The following is a 15,918-nucleotide window of genomic DNA, read 5'->3' as shown; positions in this document are numbered from 1 at the left end:
ATGTTTTTATCATGTTTTTTTCCAGGGAAAAGGCGTTTTTTTCTATTTACCAATACGGATCCTCTGCCTATAATGGAGAAAATGGAGAAATTTTGTAAAGGAGAATATGATATGACAAAAGACACTTTTCACAATCCGCTTCTTCCCGGTTTTTATCCGGACCCATCTATCTGCCGTGTGGGAGATGACTATTACATGGTAACCTCATCTTTTGTATATTATCCCGGACTGCCCGTGTTCCACAGCAGAGATCTGGTTCACTGGGAGCAGATTGGCCACGGCATCCACAGACCCGGACAGCTTAACTACAAAAACTGCGAAACCAGCGAGGGGCTGTGGGCACCCAGCATCCGTTACCATGAAGGGACCTTTTATATTATTAATACGTTCGTATCCGAAGGACGTGAAGCAAAACGCGATAATTATATCATTACAGCCAAAAATCCTGCCGGCCCGTGGAGTGACCCTGTAGTTGTGGAGGGCGCTGACGGCATTGACTCCAGTCTGTTTTTCGATGACGACGGTTCTGTATGGTACGTGGGTAACTTTATCAGTGAGGAGAAGCTCTACGAAGGACACCATGGCATTTACTTAAATGAGCTGGACCCTGAAACACTGCAGTTCAAAGGCCCCAGAACTGTCATCTGGGACGGAAAGAAGACAAGAAGTAAGTGGATCGAAGCACCCCACATTTACAAAAAGGACGGTTATTACTATCTGTTAGTGGCAGAGGGCGGTACCTTTGTCACCCACAGTGTACAGATGGCCCGCTGCCGTACCATTGACGGGGATTACGAGATATGCCCCAGAAATCCCATTGTGACGCACAGGCATATGCCTCTTCTCAATCCCATTTCAGTTACCGGACACGCCGATATTGTGGAGACACAGAACGGAGAATGGTGGATGGTACTGCTGGCAGTGCGCCCTTATAAAGGGGGACACTACAACCTGGGCCGTGAGACCTTCATGGTACCATTTGTATGGGCAGAGGACGGCTGGCCGATGATCGACAATGAGACCGGGCTTGTACAGGAGGAAGAACGCCTTCCGAACCTGCCCCGCACCATATATCCGCTCATGCCGGAATGGGACAACTTTGAGGATGACACGCTTCAGATGCAGTGGAACACCATTCATCCGCCGGTTGAGCCTTTCTATTCCCTCACGGAGCGTCCCGGATATCTGCGCCTTATGACAAGGCCGCAGGTCATGGAGGAGATTTGTACCCCTTCTTTCGTGGGCCGCAGACAGCGCCATAAGAGTTTTCTGGCTAAAACGGCCATGGAATTCTGTCCGGCCGCAGACTATGAGGAGGCCGGAATCGCGCTGGTACAAGATGACCGCTTCCATTATCTGATGGTCATGAGGAAAAAGGGCAGCACACCTTACCTGCAGTTCTACAAAACAGAGAACGGATGCCGCACTCTGGTAAAGGAAACAGAGATAAAGGACTGCAGACGCCTTTATTTAAGTGTTCAGGGGAATACCACGGACTATGATTTTTACTATGGATACAGGGAATCTGAGATGATACCTTTCCTGTCCGGTGTGGATGCCTCACTTCTAAGCTCTGTTATAAACAACGGCTTTACCGGCGTCTACATAGGAATGTATGCCAGCTCCAACCACCAGGCAGGCAGCGGCTGCGCTGACTTTGACTGGTTCCAGTATCAGGGAGAATAGTTTTATATTATCAAAGACACAGGCCGGGGCGCATTGATCTGCACCCCGGCCTGATTTCTTTATTTTTACAGTCCTTTCCTGTCATTATGCGGAAAATGCATCCAGCTTCTCCTGAAGCAGGCGGAAGAATTTTTCCGCATGATATCCGTCATTTGCCGCATGGTTAAAGTTTCCTGTCACCGCCATTTTCATTCTTCCATCAATCTCCCGGTATTTTCCCACAGTGATGAAGGGTATGTAGCTCTCGCTGCCCGATTCCGGATTTACAAAAGAAGCCGGACGCACGTAACATATGGACTGGTATGCAGTGTTCGGCAGGATGGTAATGTCCACACACCCCGGAACAGGGTTTCCGTAATAATACAGAGAGCTGCCGTTTTCCGCTTTCTCCTTATCTTCCAGAAAAGTCTTATAGAAGCAGTCAAAATCTTTGCTGAAATCTGTGACCATATGAGTGAACAGATTCCCTTCCCCTTTCCGCATAAGTGTATAGCAGGGGTTCAGCTTCTCATAATATCCTATGGCTCCGTCCACTTTTGCATAGCGGAAATCCCTATCACTGTTTACCGTATCGGCAATACACCAGCAGACAGACGGGTAAAATTTATATCCATTTCCATGAATCCTTTCCAAAAACTGTGTAACATCAACTTCTGCGGTGAGATTATAGGTATATCCTGCAAAACGTTCGAATATTTCTTTTCTCTCCCACTTTTCGTAATCGATCGTATGAAACATAATTTCCTCCTTACAGTCCGCACTTATTTGTACAGCGCAGCTCATCCAGACTGTTTTCGCCGCAAGCTGCGCATCCTATGTATCATACTATAAACGATTTTAATTGCACTTACAATCACACAACACACGGCATGACAGGACATATACAGAAAAATCGGCACAGCCGGAATTTATCCAACTATGCCGAATTTTCGCAAGGGTGAAAGCCCTCTCCTTTTGTCAAATCTATTAGTCTACGCCCCCGGCGTTAAAATATCCATTTTGTAGTTTCCGAAACATCCATGGTAATACCAGGCCCCATCTTAGGATATAAAGCAGAGAAAACAAGATCCGCTGCAAACAAAGTGATCAATACAACACACAAAACCACTTTCGCTGTCTGCGGGATTTTTCTGTACAGGTTATCCATGGCAGGTGCCGCTATGTAAAGGATAAAGCATGCGCCCACAGCAAACAGTGCCAGAACTTCCAGACATACACGGCCGTTTATGTTAAACAGGCTTTCGCTGTAATCCCAGTATTTTACACCTCTGAACTGTTCCAGTGCCCAGCCTGTCGTATATTCCAGGATACCGCTTCCCAGATATGCAAATGCAAACACATGAGCCGGCTTGTCGGCAAACTTTCTGAGCAGAACCAGTGTCATCACACCGCCCACACCGTAAATGGGAAGCCACGGTCCCCATGTGGTACCTCTGTTGATGAGTGCTCCGTCCATAAAAATATGAAGAAATACTTCCCAAAGCCATCCGACGGTTGATGCAGAAAAGAAAAATAAGATCAAACTGGTCAGGGAATAGGCCCTGTCATATTCTGCTTCCAGGTATCTTTCCTGCGCAAACTGTCTTCTCACACCTTCTGAAATCCTTACCACCATGTCTCTAGCCATATCTTTCCCCTCCTTCTTTCTTTCCTCTTCTTTATTATGGCTTTATCTTACCAACGAAAAAATAAGAAGCAATTGTAAAATTCCGAAAGAAATTATAAAGATATTATTTAAAAATTCCAAATGTTTCTGCATCTATGGTATAATTCCAGCATCAGGTCCGGCGAAAATCAGTCCGGACCGGACTGTATTTCACTTTAACATTGAGGAGGAGCCTTTGCATGAAGCTTAATAAAATACATCACGTAGCCGTTATTGTATCTGACTATGAAAAATCCAAGGATTTTTATGTAAACCAATTGGGATTTGAGATCATCCGCGAAAATTACCGGGCTGAGCGGGATGACTGGAAGCTGGACCTGCGGCTGGGTGACTGTGAGCTGGAGATATTCGGAGTAAAGAACCCGCCGGCCCGTGTAAACCGCCCGGAAGCCTGCGGACTCCGCCATCTGGCCTTTACAGTTGAAAATATGGAAGAGGCTGTTGCGTGGCTGAGCGCAAAAGGAATCGAGACGGAGCCTGTACGCACCGATGATTTTACCGGAAAGAAAATGACCTTCTTCTTCGACCCGGACGGCCTTCCGCTGGAACTGCACGAATAGTTTATACCATACAAAAAGGAACCTATCCGGCCCTGTACAGACGCCGGATCGGTTCCTTTTATGAAAATACCCTGTCATATTCTTATTTTAACGGTTGTACCCTTCTCCTCAGAGGACGCATAGTCCATTTTCCATCCGTGAAGCTTTACGATCTCATAGCAGAGGCCAATCCCGTAGCCGTTCCGCTCTGCTTTCGCCCTGGGAAATTCATGGTTCCGGTTCAGATAGTTCAGTTTCTGTTTCTCTATGTATTTCCCGTCATTCCAAATGCTCACGCAGTTGTCAGAGGCTGTCACTGTCACATGGCTTCCTGCCTTCACCGCATTGCCAAGCAGGTTCTTAAACAGGCACCTGACCAGAGACAAATCTCCCTCTATGGCATCCATATGATTTTCCACATGAATGCCGGGATATAATTTTTTCATCTCCGCAAACAGTTCCTGCACATCTAACCGCTGGTATTTCACATTTCCTTCTCTCAGATTTCCCATGACCAGCAGCCTGTCCACAGTCTCCCTCAGGCTCCCGGCTTCCTTTACAATCTGTTCCCCTGCGAAGAAACGGTCCTCCTCCGTAATATTTCCCATCTGGATATACTGGCCGTATCCCTGCAGTACCGTCAGAGGATTCCGCAGCTCATGGGCAATGTTATTGACCGGCATGTATATCTTCTTCATGGTCATATAAAGCATGGTGCCGATCACAGCCTCCAGGAGCAGGCCCGTAGCCAAGAAGGAGAAAAGTCTTCTGTTCTGTGCCCGGTACAGATCCTGGATATTCTCCATATACACCACTTCGCATATCTCGTCCCCGTTCCCCGCCCGGCCGATAACGGCAGCATAACGTTCCCCTTTATACTTCACGATATCCGCGTTTCCGGAAATCCCCACTCCTGTCGGAAGGTGATTCACAATGGTTTTGCCGCCATGGCTCACATTGATGAAAATTCTGCTCCTGTAATATCCCTGTCCCAGATAACGCAGCTTGTCTTCCCCGTCCTCTGTGCCGTTTAGGCCTTCCACCGTATAGGCTAACTGCTGCTGCCTCTTTATCACTTCATCCATACGGGTTTCCAGGTCGTTCTTAAATCCCATGGTGGACAAGAGAAGCAGAGACAGGTTGAGAATCACCAGAAACAGAATATACGCTGCCAGATAATTTTTCTTCCAAAGCTGCATACTATATCTCCAGTCTGTATCCGTATTTGAAAACGGTTCTGATATAATTCTCCAGGCCCAGCTTCTTCCGTATTCTCTGAATATGGACATCCACAGTCCTGTCATCCCCGAAGAAGTCCATCCCCCAGGCCAGGTCCAGAAGCTGGGTTCTGGAAAGGGCTATATTCCGGTTGACCAGCAGCACACGCAGAAGCTCAAACTCCCGGTTGGTAAGCTCCACGTCCTCCCCTGCTCTGGTGACCCGGTGTCTCTCCACATCCACTCTCACGTCGTCAATGACAAATATCTTCTCTTCCCTGTGAAATCTTCTGAGCACCACCTGAACCCTGGCAACCAGCTCCTCCATGGCAAAGGGCTTCACAATATAATCCTCTGCCCCGCTGTTCAGGCCTCTTACCCGGTCAGTCACTTCATCCCTGGCTGTCACGTAGATGACCGGTATCGTACCGATCTGTGCCATCACCTGAAATCCGTCCATATCCGGAAGGTTAATGTCCAGAAGGACGATGTCGGGCCTTTCCTGCTTTGCCGCTCTCAGGGCCTCCCGGCCGGTATATGCCTGACAGCATCTGTGACCTGTCATGGTGAGGGTTCTCTTCATCAATTCATTTATGGACGGCTCATCTTCCACTATCAAAATATCTGCCATTTGTATCTGCCTTTCTGTCAGTTTTTCGGATGGTCTGAGGTTTGATAGGCATTCTCTCCTATAGCTGTCAGATCCTCCGCTGTCAAATCCTTTATGCTGGCACTGCCCGCGTCCACTCCGTGTTCCCGGCAATAGGACTCAATCACCTGCTTACCGCCTTCAAAGGCGTAAATATCACAGATATACGTTTCCAGAGAATCCATTCCCTCTCCCTTTGCAGACAGAAGCGGTTTATCCCCCATCTCGTCAAGGAGCCAGAGTGCCTCCTCATAATTTCTCATCTCCCGGGTCACATCTTTCATGGCAGCGCTGTCGTAATCCAGGCCGTATTTTTCGCATACCTGCTTTACAATATCCTGATTTTCCACCACCTCTTTGTACAGTGTGTCTTCATCCCAGGGCATGTAGGACACCGTCTCATCCCGGGACAGCTTCTCCTCTGCTGCCTCCTTCACCTGCTTCTCCGCTGCGTTCTGTCCGTAAACCGCCATGGTTCCCGCTGCCGCGGTGATACACAGAGTAACTGCAGCAGCCACTGCTGCTGCCTTATGCTGTTTTAACTTTTTCCGCATCATAACTGTTCCTCCTCTTCCTGAAAGCTGCCGGCACAAATAGCTGCCAGCCGTTTCTCTTTTACAGCTACAGCATAAGCTCCCCATGTTGCAGAGTTATTACAGGAAAATTTTTTGTTAAATCTTTCTGTTTCTGTCCGAATCATCACCGTATCCCACATCAATATTATAAAATGCTGATTACTTTATTATAGTTATACTCTGCATCTCTCCGCTATCCAGGTTTTTGGCGCTTACTTTTATTTTTTCATCCCTGTCCATTTCAAACAGAACCTCTATCTGTGGCTCCCCTGCCTTTGCCGGCGAAATCTTATCCAGCCTGAATTGTCCGGCAAGTTCATTCTCTTTTACATAAGCCCCTTCCCCCAGGTAAATACATAAATCAACTGCTGTTTGATTATCCACTGCAGTGGAAAAAATCTGCTTTTTAACGGCAGGCAGCACTTCTCCTTTTCTGATAACAGGTGTAGCCATTCCACCGCTTGTCTCCAGGGACAATGTACGGCTTGCATGCTTTCCTGTATTTTGAGGCCTGTCACGGCGGAATAAATCCTGAATATACAGACGCCTGTTGGTTTCCAGATCCATGGCTTTTACTTCGAGATGTTTTTGCTCATCTATATAAAATGTCACTTCTATTCTGGGAACTTCCCGTTTCTTTGGTCTTATTCCATACACTCGAAATTTTCTGACCATAAGATACTCCGACGCAAAAGGAGCGGTCTCTTTTACCACACAGAATTCCAGAAAATTCTGATTATCGGCGGTAGTGGTAAAAACTTTCCTCTTCACTGCCGGCAGCACTTCATCTCTCCCAATCAGAGGTGTCACTCCTTTACTTCTGCCCCGGAGAAATAAAGCTTCTTTTACTATATGTCTGCTATCTGTTCTCCGGTATCCGTCATTCCCCCATTCTAATGCAAACTCCATTCTTCTTATGAGTTCGTCAATAGATTGAATACGGTTTTGTCTGTGCACCTCCAGTCCGGCCGTCAATACCTGCTCAAACTCCTGCGAAACGGGGATTCCCATTTCCGATGGCTTTTTGAGGTTGTCAACGCTCAGGCGGTGCAGACTGATATCCGGCGTTTTTCCTGTTATGCATTTATATATAGTGGCGCAGACGGCATAGACATCTGTCCATGGTCCCTGGTTATTTTCCCTGCAATATTGTTCTTCGGGCGCATATCCTTGTTTTAAGATAACGGTAATCGTCCCGTCAGTATTTTTGACATCTCTCGCTGCTCCAAAATCCAGCAGCTTTATTTTCCCCTCTTTCACCATCATAATATTGTCAGGGCTGATATCCCGGTGTATGAATCCTTCTTTATGTATTTTGCTCAATACCTCCATAACCGGTTTCATATAGGTAAATGTTTCATATGGGGACAGCTTTCCGTTTGCTTCAATGTATTGATTCAGGGTAATACCCTCCAGATATTCCATAACGATATACACCGTCTTATTTTCTTCAAAAAAATCCCTTACATTTACGATGCCTTCGTTGCCTGAAAATTTAGCCATGGTTCTGGCTTCATTCCAAAAATTTTGTTTTTCTTTTTCTGAAGTATACATCTGACATCTATATTCTTTTACAGCCACCGGCATGTTGAGAATGGTATCCCACCCCTGGTATGTGATGCCAAAGCCTCCGCTGCCTATGGTTTTTTTAATGATATATTTGAAATTTAAAATAGTCCCGGGTTTTAATTCACCCGTTTCACTGCTGCAGATATTTTCTTCCCACATTCCGGTTCACCTCTTTTTTAAGTCTAGAGTATGTCAGATTTATTATACAATAAAAATTTAACTTTTAGCAGGATTTTTTAGTTTCCCATGCTGCAGGGTTATTACAGGAAAATACTTTGTCAAAGAAGCCAGGATGCCACGGAAAGATATTCACGAGGCACGTGTTTTACCTGCCAGATTTCATTTTCAGAAATCCAGAATTTAAACCCGTCCCGGTACATACTTCCTGTTTCTACCCGAAGTATCACTGTATCCCCTTCTTTTTTATGACGTGCACCTACACTCCCGGCAGTTTTTATATCTTTTGATAAATGTACAAAGTTGCGCTTCTGCGGTGTGAGTCCTTCCGTAAAAATCCGAGGCAGAAATCCCTGCGCGGTTCCATGGTAAAGAAAGTCCGGCGGAGCGGCTTCCCTCATTTCCACTTTCACTGGCACGGAATGCCCTTGATTTGCCCGTATAGTCCGTTTATCGGCCCCGTAACTGTATCTCTTTTTTTTGTCTTCCGCTATAATCTCCGAAAGAAGCGTTTGGTCAAACGCAGGAACATCTTCCTGCATTTTCCTGATAATCTCTGATACGTCAGCCCATCCATACTCATTGATCATCTGTTCATCATGCCGAAGCAGATAGGATAGCTTCCGGCTCATCTGTTCTTTCGTCATATTCTCCTTCTCCCTCCTGTTAATATTAGAAAATACTGATTACTTTTATTATACAGAATTTAAATCCGAAGTTTATTTTTCTTTGACCGTTCAAAAAGGTTACTGTTCACTGCGTGCCCAGTAACACGCTTCGCGGGACAAGGGTGTGTGAACAGTAACCAAAAAAGGACCACACCGCATCTGTCTGCAGTATGATCCTTCCTCTCTGTTAAAATGCCTTCTGTATCTGTTCTGTCAATGCATCCACATCCGCTGCTTTCACCAGGAAACGCTCCCTGCCGTTTATGGAAACACTGTCATAGGTATCGTCATAAGGATAATATACCAGCTCTACCTCAGGGGCATCGTCCGTGTTTCTCTTATAGACAACGCGCAGTTTCTCCTCCCTGTCACCTTCCGGAAGGCTGCCTTCCTCTATCTCAGAATCCAGCATTACATTTAAAAGCGCCTGGTAGACAGCGGTGAAATCCTCTTTTTCCGCCTTCTTTCCATTCATTTTATACCGGTCCTCATCCGGCTCCATGGTGTATGTCTTCCCACCGGATTGGATCTCCACGCTCTTAACCGTATCAATGTTGATAAGAGCAGGGATTTTCAGAATATAGTCAAAGGGATTCAGCCCGTAAACAGCGTCCAGCAAAGCGGAGGGAATTTTGTACACAGCATCCTCATATCCCTTGACTGCCACGTAACGGCTGCCCTGCCCGTCGGCGCTGCCGATCAAAAGAGTTGCCGTACTGTCCGCATACTTTGTCTGTTTTGCGGTATCCGCATCCTGGGTGTTTACAAAATCAATGGTCATTGTGGTGGTGGTGTCCGCCACTCCTGTATCAACACCGTCCTCCACTGCCGCCGGAGTGGTGAGATCCATTTCTTTCAGCATATCAAACAGCGTATACATGGTCTCTGTATTGACTGTAACGATCTCATCATAGGGGTTTAAGATCTCCCAATAATCAAAATCCATCTTGTAGTCAGCAGGCTCTTTGGACAGGTCGAAGATCTCGCTGCCGTCCTCTGTCAGCACAAGCCTGCGGACACCGTCCGGGATGAACTGAGGATGTTCCGTCACTGCTGCTGTCGGTTTATCTTCCGCCGGTTCTGCTTCACTTTTTCCCTTTTCCGTCTCTGCTTTTTCCATCTTTTCTTGGGATTCGGCCTCCGCTTTCGTCTCCTGGCCGCAGCCGGAGAGCCCCCCGGCCGTCAGGGACGTGACAATACCCAAAAGCATCAGTTTCCGTAAAATTTTCCTCATATTCATCTCTCCTGTCTTATAAGATCACATCCAGCTCCACCGGTTTTGCACCTGTCAGCTTCTCACTTCTGCTATCCGGCTGGGAGGTTCCTGCAAACAGTTTGAAATGTCTGCTGTCAATATGGCGCTCACCTGCCTCGTCCACCACACACATTGCTGCGTTTGAGACTGTCATAGTTATGGTTTTACTCTCCCCTGCTTCCAGGAAGACACGTTTGAATGCACACAGGCTGTAGTTACGCACTGCCAGAGATGATTCCATGTCCTTGATGTAGATTTCTACCACATCCTCTGTGGCTGCGCTGCCCTCATTTTTGACTGTGACCTTCACTTCCAAATCTGACTGGGCATCTGCTTTGCCTGTAAGCTCTGCATCTGTGACCTTCACGTCACCGTATGTCAGTCCGTAGCCGAAGGGATAGAGTGCCTCTTTTTCCATATAACGGTATGTACGGTTCTTCATGCTGTAATCTGTAAACGCAGGCATTCCCTCCAAATCCCTGTAGAATGTGATGGGAAGCTTTCCTGAAGGTGAAACCTTTCCGAACAGCAGGTCTGCCACTGCTTTTCCTCCCCTTGCTCCCGGATACCATGCGAGCAGGATTCCATTGCAGTTTTCATCTGCATAGTTCATGTCAATGGCACTGCCTGCCATGAGGACCACAACGGTGGGTTTGCCCACAGCAGCTACCTTCTCAATGAGCTCTTCCTGTGCTTTTGGCAGATGAAGGTCGTGTTTATCACCGGATGCGTCACTATTTCCCGTATCTCCCTCTTCGCCTTCCAGCGTCTCGTCAAGGCCCACGCAGAGAACTACCACATCGCTGTGCTCTGCCGTGATGACAGCTTCGGAGATTCTGTCCTGGTTCCAGGCCAGACTTTCCACTTTATCTTTATACAGATGGCAGCCCTCGGAATAGAGCACACGCACATCCTCTCCCACCTCATCCTGGATGCCTTCCAGAACCGTAATATATCTGGAAGAGGTTCCGTGGTAGTTTCCGATCAGGGCAGCACGGCTGTCTGCGTTGGGTCCGATGACACCGATGGTCTTCAATTTGGATTTGTCAAGCGGCAGAACACCGTCGTTCTTTAAAAGGACACAGCCTTTTCTGGCCATATCCAGGGCTTTCTCCACATGCTCCCTGCACTCAACCACTTCGTATGGAATGCTGTCGTACTCGCTTCCGTCAAAAAGGCCCAGCAGGAAACGGGTGGTGAACAGCCTCTCAGCCGCCAGTGTAATGTCTTCCTCTGTGATCAGGCCGTCCTCAATGGCTCCCAGCAGGTGCAGATAAGTATTGCCGCAGTTTACGTCACATCCCTTTTTCAGGGCAAGGGCAGCGGACTCCCTGGCATTTTTCGTAACCCTGTGGTTTTCATGGAAATCCTTGATTGCCCAGCAGTCAGAGGTAAAATGCCCTTCAAAGTTCCATTTTCCTCTGAGGACCTCCTCCATCAGATAGGTATGGCCGCAGCATGGCTCTCCGTTTGTTCTGTTGTAGGCACCCATGACGGATTCCACATCAGCCTCTGTGACCAAAGCCTCAAAAGCCGGCAGATATGTCTCCCACATATCCTTCATGGTCACCTCAGCGTCGAACTCGTGACGGATAGATTCCGGGCCGCTGTGCACAGCATAGTGTTTGGCGCAGGCCGCTGCTTTCATCACTTCCCCGTCACCCTGTATGCCCTCCACGAATTTCACACCGAGTCTGGAGGTCAGATACGGGTCCTCACCGTAAGTCTCATGGCCTCTTCCCCAGCGGGGGTCACGGAAAATATTCACATTGGGAGACCAGAAAGTCAGTCCTTTGTAAATATCCCTGTCTCCATGTTTGGAATACTCATTGTACTTTGCGCGGCCTTCTGTGGCTATGATATCGCCCACCTTTTTCATTTCCTCATCGTCGAAAGCCGCAGCCATACCGATAGCCTGGGGGAACATGGTAGCCACACCGGCCCTTGCCACGCCGTGCAGGGCTTCATTCCAGTAATTATAAGTCGGCACATCCAGGCGTTCTACCGGAGATGCATCGTATTTTAACTGGGATGCCTTTTCCATCAGTGTCATTTTGGATACCAGCTCTTTTGCTTTTTCTCTGGCTGCCGCCCTCTCTTTTTTGTGGTCTCTCATCCGTTTTTCTCCTTTTATTTTCTATTTTCCGGAACTGTTTTCACAGTTTCCCGTTTTCTGCTTTTATCTTACACCATACCTGCCTGATGCGCATGTATTTCCTTGCTGTTTCCTCCTCAATTTTTGCGTTTTTACCTGCGGATCCACAGCAAAAAGGTATGGTACTTATACCTTTAAGCATAGTGTACCATACCTGCATTCCAACCGTAATAAAAAAAAGTTACTTCCTTCTATAAAATTCTTCCTTTTGTAAATGTCACGCTGCGATTCCGCTTTCTGCTGTCCCGCGGGGTGTGCCATGCAATTACAGGGAAATCCCGTGACAGCCGCATGCCGGAATGCTGTTTATACGGAATGCTGTATCTCCTCCCTGTATTTTGTGGGGGATTTCCCTGTATGTTTCTTAAATGCCAGCGAGAAATAATTGGTGTCCCGATATCCCACCATCATGGCGATCTTACCGGTCTTCATGCTGGTGGTCTCCAGCAGGGATTTCGCCTTCTCAATGCGCTTTCTCACAATGTACTCGTTGCACCCTTCCTTTGTCACGCGCTTGAAAAGCCTGGAAAAGTAGTTTGGCGTAATGTACAGGCTTGCCGCAATATTGGATACAGACAGCTCCTCCGTCAGATGTTCGTCGATGTAATGCTTCGCCTTTGTAATGATCTCGTGGACATTCTCCTCCTCGCTGCCCAAAAGCTGAGAGATAAACATGCGTGTTACATCACACGCTTCCTCCCTGTCCGCACAGATCAGACTTTTGGAAAGGGAATCAAGACGTCCGGACTCCACCTCCCCGGAATCTCCCAGATAGGAAAAATAGAGAGCTGAAGCGATCTCAAAGCAGTTTCTGCGCACCATGGCCGGGGACAGATTATAGGACTGCGTAGCTTTTGAAAATGTATTGAACGCCTTCATGACATAGTCTGTATTCCCCACATTGGCACACATGATGCCCTTTAACTCCGCATAGATGTCGCGGAAAATATCCGCCTTGTTCTGGGCACCAAAGGTCTGTACAATATCGCGTATTCCCTCTTTTTCATTGTCCAGCAGGTAACGGGCATCATTGTAGGAGATAAACAGATTGGAAAATCCGTGCACGGTACTTCCCACCACCATCTTGGGCTTTGCGTCAAATTCATCTTTCAGAATATCAGACAGCTCCTCAATGGCATCCAGCACCACATCCCCGGTCTCTGCCTCGAACCAGGTAATGGCAATGGTTCCGTCATCATCGGAGAAGGTGATCCCCCTCTCCTGGGCGTCCACCATGCTCATACACACATTCTTCACGGACATGGCCTGAAAATTCTCCTCTGTGGGCTGCTGGTTCATGTACAGGGTGGGCACGATCAGCATGAGCTTTAAGTCACGCTCTATATCAAAGTGGTAATACTCCTTCAGATTGCTCAAAAGCTGTCCCTTGTCCTCCCGCTTGTGCACCAGATTTCTCATATAATGCTCCAGCTCTGTCTGTTCCGCGGTTCCCTGGGTCCTCTGGAGAAGCCTCAGATTCTTTTCCTCCGCTTTCAGCTCCTCCAGGTAATTCACCTGCTTGCTCACAGCCCGGGCAAGCTCCTCCTCCTCGATGGGCTTCAGAAAAAAGTCCTGCACCTGCAGACGGAGGCTCTGCCTTGCATACTCAAAATTATCGTATCCGGTCAGCACAATGACTCTGAGTTCCGGCACAATCTTCCGGGCCGCCTCAATGAGTTCAAGGCCTGTCATCTCTGTCATCTGAATATCAGAGATCATGATCTCCGGCTTTTTCTCCCGGATGATCCCAAGCGCCTCCCTGCCTGAAGCCGCGTCGTAAACTTCACTGATTCCAAGACTCTCCCAGGGCAGAACTTTTTTCATGCCCAGGCGGATCATTTTCTCGTCATCTACAATCAATATTTTATACATGAATCATCTCTCCCCGTATGATACCGTCTTCCACTTGTGTCACGTAAGGCAGGCGTATCTCCACGGTTACGCCGCCTGATTCATTTCTCAGGTAATAAAGCCCGAACTCCTCACCGTAGAGAAGCTCTATTCTCTTATTTACATTCCTCACACCGTAGCCAAAAGAATCGTCGTACTCTGAGAGATGCTGGTTCATCTCATCAATCTGCTGCTGGCTCATACCGGTTCCCGTATCTGCCAGAGTGATCAGAACATCACTGCTGCGCTTTCTCACCTTCAGGAACAGACTTCCCGTCTTACCCTCCTTCACCTTGATTCCGTGGTAGATGGAATTCTCCACCAAGGGCTGCAGGGTCAGCTTCGGAATCATTACATCTGATGCTGCCTCCTCCACGTCAAACTCACTTCCGATAATGTCATCGTACCGCATATTCTGGATGATCAGATAATTCCGCACATGTTCCAGCTCCATTTTCAGCGGAATCACATCATGGCCGCCGCTGAGGCAGATGCGGTAATACTTGGCCAGTGCCTTCACAAGCGTGGATATCTCCCCGTTGCCGTCCACCATGGCCTGCCAGTGGATACACTCCAGGGTATTATACAGAAAATGGGGCTGTATCTGGGACTGCAGGGCATTGAAACGGATCTGCTCAATCTGATGCTGTTCCATTTTCACCTGCTCCATGAGCACCAGGATCTCCTCCATCATGGAGTTGAAACCGACTGCCAGTTTTGTGAAATCCTCTCCCATGTGTTCCACGTTGATGCGGGTTTTCAGGGAACCTGAAGCCACATCATCCATCTTCCGCACCACCTTGTCCAGAGGGCGGTAGACTTTGCTGATGATGCGCTTGACCACCAGAAGGCTGATGGTGAGCAGAAACAGCAGGATAAATGCCATGAGGAAGATCGTCCGGATGCTGGATTTGTAAAGCTCCATCATAGGCACACTGCTCACCACATAGAACCGCCAGTCAGAAACCTTCTGGTAAATGTACAGCCTGCCGCCCATGCTGAAGGTGCCTGATTTTTCTTTCATCTTGGGAATAAAGTCCACATTGGTTCCGATCTTATCCTTATCCCTGGCAGAAATCATCATGCCGTCTGTGTCAACTACCATGGATTCCAGCTTATTGGAGCTGTCGTATTCCAGGATCTGCAGCAGGCTCGGGTCCGTAAAGTTCATGCAGAGAAGCCCCAGTTCCCCCAGTACACGGTTGGTGTCGTAGATGGGGAAATAGATGTTCAGGGTGTATTTGCTGCCGTTGAAATACGCATTGTTAAAACACATCTTAATGGAGCTGTCCTGCACGGTCTTGCACTGCTGGGCATCAAAAGTATATACCTGGGAGAACTGTGCGGCTGAGATGGCGATCTGCCCCTTGTATATGTAGTCATCCGGGGATTTTCCCACAACAGCGATGAAATTCATATCCGAATGCATGTTGGATATGCTTGCCAGAATGTTGAAGGCACTGCTCTTCAGCCCGCCTGCCTCTTTGTTATAATTGACTGCCTTCAGGTACTGTTGTATGGAAGTATCCATGACCGTAGCAATGGCAAGGGTTTTGTAATTGTCCAGGGAGCTTTTAAAGTTTTCCGCAGTTGTGCTGTTCTGTGCCTGCAGAAGCTCTATGGACTGCTGCTTCATGGATGTGACAGAGGATATGGTGGATACCACCAGCACAATAAGGGTGGTGGCTATAATGGACACTGTCACAAGGAGCTGCATTTTTTTGTCAAACTTCCATCGGCTTACTTTCTCCATCCACTTTCTCATAAATGTTCCCGCCCTTCTTCTGTTTTCTGCTCTCTATCATACCATGCCATGCAGCAGTGCGGCAATTTTTATCAGTTGGAAAAAGCTGCCGCCTGGATATAAATCCG

At 47.8% G+C, this 15,918-nt stretch carries 14 protein-coding genes; 2 read left to right on the top strand and 12 right to left on the bottom strand.

The genetic code is table 11. From position 1 onward, the window contains the following. Positions 1-111: 111 nt before the first annotated feature. A complete protein-coding gene (locus tag MUB35_RS01800) occupies positions 112-1,686 on the top strand; it encodes a glycoside hydrolase family 43 protein (protein WP_103733029.1) in 1,575 nt (524 codons plus the stop codon). An 84-nt stretch (positions 1,687-1,770) separates the two neighbouring features. On the opposite strand, the gene MUB35_RS01795 is transcribed toward MUB35_RS01800, so the two are convergent. Both MUB35_RS01795 and MUB35_RS01790 read right to left on the bottom strand, forming a co-directional pair. Then, the gene (locus MUB35_RS01795) at positions 1,771-2,424 is read right to left on the bottom strand and encodes a CatA-like O-acetyltransferase (protein WP_033139093.1); all 654 of its coding nucleotides are present in this window, start codon (positions 2,422-2,424) and stop codon (positions 1,771-1,773) included. Between the two features lie 247 nt (positions 2,425-2,671). Next, the gene (locus MUB35_RS01790; RefSeq protein WP_081960097.1) at positions 2,672-3,313 is read right to left on the bottom strand and encodes a putative ABC transporter permease; all 642 of its coding nucleotides are present in this window, start codon (positions 3,311-3,313) and stop codon (positions 2,672-2,674) included. Positions 3,314-3,531: 218 nt separating this feature from the next. On the opposite strand from MUB35_RS01790, the gene gloA2 reads away from it, so the two are divergent. Continuing rightward, positions 3,532-3,912, top strand: a complete 381-nt coding sequence (gloA2, locus tag MUB35_RS01785) for an SMU1112c/YaeR family gloxylase I-like metalloprotein (protein ID WP_033139094.1) — start codon at positions 3,532-3,534, stop codon at positions 3,910-3,912. A 74-nt stretch (positions 3,913-3,986) separates the two neighbouring features. On the opposite strand, the gene MUB35_RS01780 is transcribed toward gloA2, so the two are convergent. The 10 genes from MUB35_RS01780 to MUB35_RS01735 form a co-directional block, all read right to left on the bottom strand. Continuing rightward, the gene (locus MUB35_RS01780; RefSeq protein ID WP_158587251.1) at positions 3,987-5,090 is read right to left on the bottom strand and encodes a sensor histidine kinase; all 1,104 of its coding nucleotides are present in this window, start codon (positions 5,088-5,090) and stop codon (positions 3,987-3,989) included. A 1-nt stretch (position 5,091) separates the two neighbouring features. Further along, positions 5,092-5,739 carry a response regulator transcription factor gene (locus MUB35_RS01775; RefSeq protein WP_103732955.1) on the bottom strand — a complete coding sequence of 216 codons (648 nt, stop codon included), beginning with the start codon at positions 5,737-5,739 and terminating at the stop codon, positions 5,092-5,094. 17 nt (positions 5,740-5,756) lie between these two features. Then, positions 5,757-6,314 carry a hypothetical protein gene (locus tag MUB35_RS01770; protein ID WP_033139097.1) on the bottom strand — a complete coding sequence of 186 codons (558 nt, stop codon included), beginning with the start codon at positions 6,312-6,314 and terminating at the stop codon, positions 5,757-5,759. Next, complete coding sequence (locus MUB35_RS01765; RefSeq protein ID WP_158587252.1) at positions 6,311-6,457, bottom strand: hypothetical protein; 147 nt, start codon at positions 6,455-6,457, stop codon at positions 6,311-6,313. Before MUB35_RS01765 ends, MUB35_RS01770 begins: the two co-directional genes overlap by 4 nt. A 34-nt stretch (positions 6,458-6,491) precedes the next feature. After that, a complete protein-coding gene (locus tag MUB35_RS01760; protein ID WP_118593868.1) occupies positions 6,492-8,060 on the bottom strand; it encodes a protein kinase domain-containing protein in 1,569 nt (522 codons plus the stop codon). A 119-nt stretch (positions 8,061-8,179) separates the two neighbouring features. Further along, the gene (locus tag MUB35_RS01755; protein ID WP_054350670.1) at positions 8,180-8,725 is read right to left on the bottom strand and encodes an RNA 2'-phosphotransferase; all 546 of its coding nucleotides are present in this window, start codon (positions 8,723-8,725) and stop codon (positions 8,180-8,182) included. Positions 8,726-8,933: 208 nt separating this feature from the next. After that, positions 8,934-9,980, bottom strand: coding sequence for a DUF4340 domain-containing protein (locus MUB35_RS01750; RefSeq protein WP_103731843.1), 1,047 nt, complete (start codon positions 9,978-9,980; stop codon positions 8,934-8,936). A gap of 16 nt (positions 9,981-9,996) precedes the next feature. Then, the gene (locus MUB35_RS01745) at positions 9,997-12,117 is read right to left on the bottom strand and encodes a glycoside hydrolase family 3 C-terminal domain-containing protein (protein WP_244805692.1); all 2,121 of its coding nucleotides are present in this window, start codon (positions 12,115-12,117) and stop codon (positions 9,997-9,999) included. A 345-nt stretch (positions 12,118-12,462) separates the two neighbouring features. After that, positions 12,463-14,028 carry a response regulator transcription factor gene (locus MUB35_RS01740; protein ID WP_033139101.1) on the bottom strand — a complete coding sequence of 522 codons (1,566 nt, stop codon included), beginning with the start codon at positions 14,026-14,028 and terminating at the stop codon, positions 12,463-12,465. After that, a complete protein-coding gene (locus MUB35_RS01735; protein ID WP_054350665.1) occupies positions 14,021-15,811 on the bottom strand; it encodes a sensor histidine kinase in 1,791 nt (596 codons plus the stop codon). The genes MUB35_RS01740 and MUB35_RS01735 overlap by 8 nt, the downstream gene beginning before the upstream one ends. Between the last annotated feature and the right edge of the window lie 107 nt (positions 15,812-15,918).

The organism is Blautia sp. NSJ-175 (assembly GCF_022867815.1).
GTDB classification, from domain to species: Bacteria; Bacillota; Clostridia; order Lachnospirales; family Lachnospiraceae; genus Blautia; species Blautia celeris.
Note: the sequence above shows the minus strand (reverse complement) of the source record. Positions and strands in the feature narration are given on the sequence as shown.

Bases quoted from the DNA above. Each gene is read 5' to 3' on its own strand.
- MUB35_RS01745 (WP_244805692.1), bottom strand. From the start codon at position 12,117: ATGAGAGACCACAAAAAAGAGAGGGCGGCAGCCAGAGAAAAAGCAAAA.
- MUB35_RS01760 (WP_118593868.1), bottom strand. From the start codon at position 8,060: ATGTGGGAAGAAAATATCTGCAGCAGTGAAACGGGTGAATTAAAACCC.
- MUB35_RS01790 (WP_081960097.1), bottom strand. From the start codon at position 3,313: ATGGCTAGAGACATGGTGGTAAGGATTTCAGAAGGTGTGAGAAGACAG.
- MUB35_RS01750 (WP_103731843.1), bottom strand. From the start codon at position 9,980: ATGAGGAAAATTTTACGGAAACTGATGCTTTTGGGTATTGTCACGTCC.
- MUB35_RS01740 (WP_033139101.1), bottom strand. From the start codon at position 14,028: ATGTATAAAATATTGATTGTAGATGACGAGAAAATGATCCGCCTGGGC.
- MUB35_RS01795 (WP_033139093.1), bottom strand. From the start codon at position 2,424: ATGTTTCATACGATCGATTACGAAAAGTGGGAGAGAAAAGAAATATTC.
- MUB35_RS01780 (WP_158587251.1), bottom strand. From the start codon at position 5,090: ATGCAGCTTTGGAAGAAAAATTATCTGGCAGCGTATATTCTGTTTCTG.
- MUB35_RS01775 (WP_103732955.1), bottom strand. From the start codon at position 5,739: ATGGCAGATATTTTGATAGTGGAAGATGAGCCGTCCATAAATGAATTG.
- MUB35_RS01735 (WP_054350665.1), bottom strand. From the start codon at position 15,811: ATGAGAAAGTGGATGGAGAAAGTAAGCCGATGGAAGTTTGACAAAAAA.
- MUB35_RS01770 (WP_033139097.1), bottom strand. From the start codon at position 6,314: ATGATGCGGAAAAAGTTAAAACAGCATAAGGCAGCAGCAGTGGCTGCT.
- gloA2 (WP_033139094.1), top strand. From the start codon at position 3,532: ATGAAGCTTAATAAAATACATCACGTAGCCGTTATTGTATCTGACTAT.
- MUB35_RS01800 (WP_103733029.1), top strand. From the start codon at position 112: ATGACAAAAGACACTTTTCACAATCCGCTTCTTCCCGGTTTTTATCCG.
- MUB35_RS01755 (WP_054350670.1), bottom strand. From the start codon at position 8,725: ATGACGAAAGAACAGATGAGCCGGAAGCTATCCTATCTGCTTCGGCAT.
- MUB35_RS01765 (WP_158587252.1), bottom strand. From the start codon at position 6,457: ATGATTCGGACAGAAACAGAAAGATTTAACAAAAAATTTTCCTGTAAT.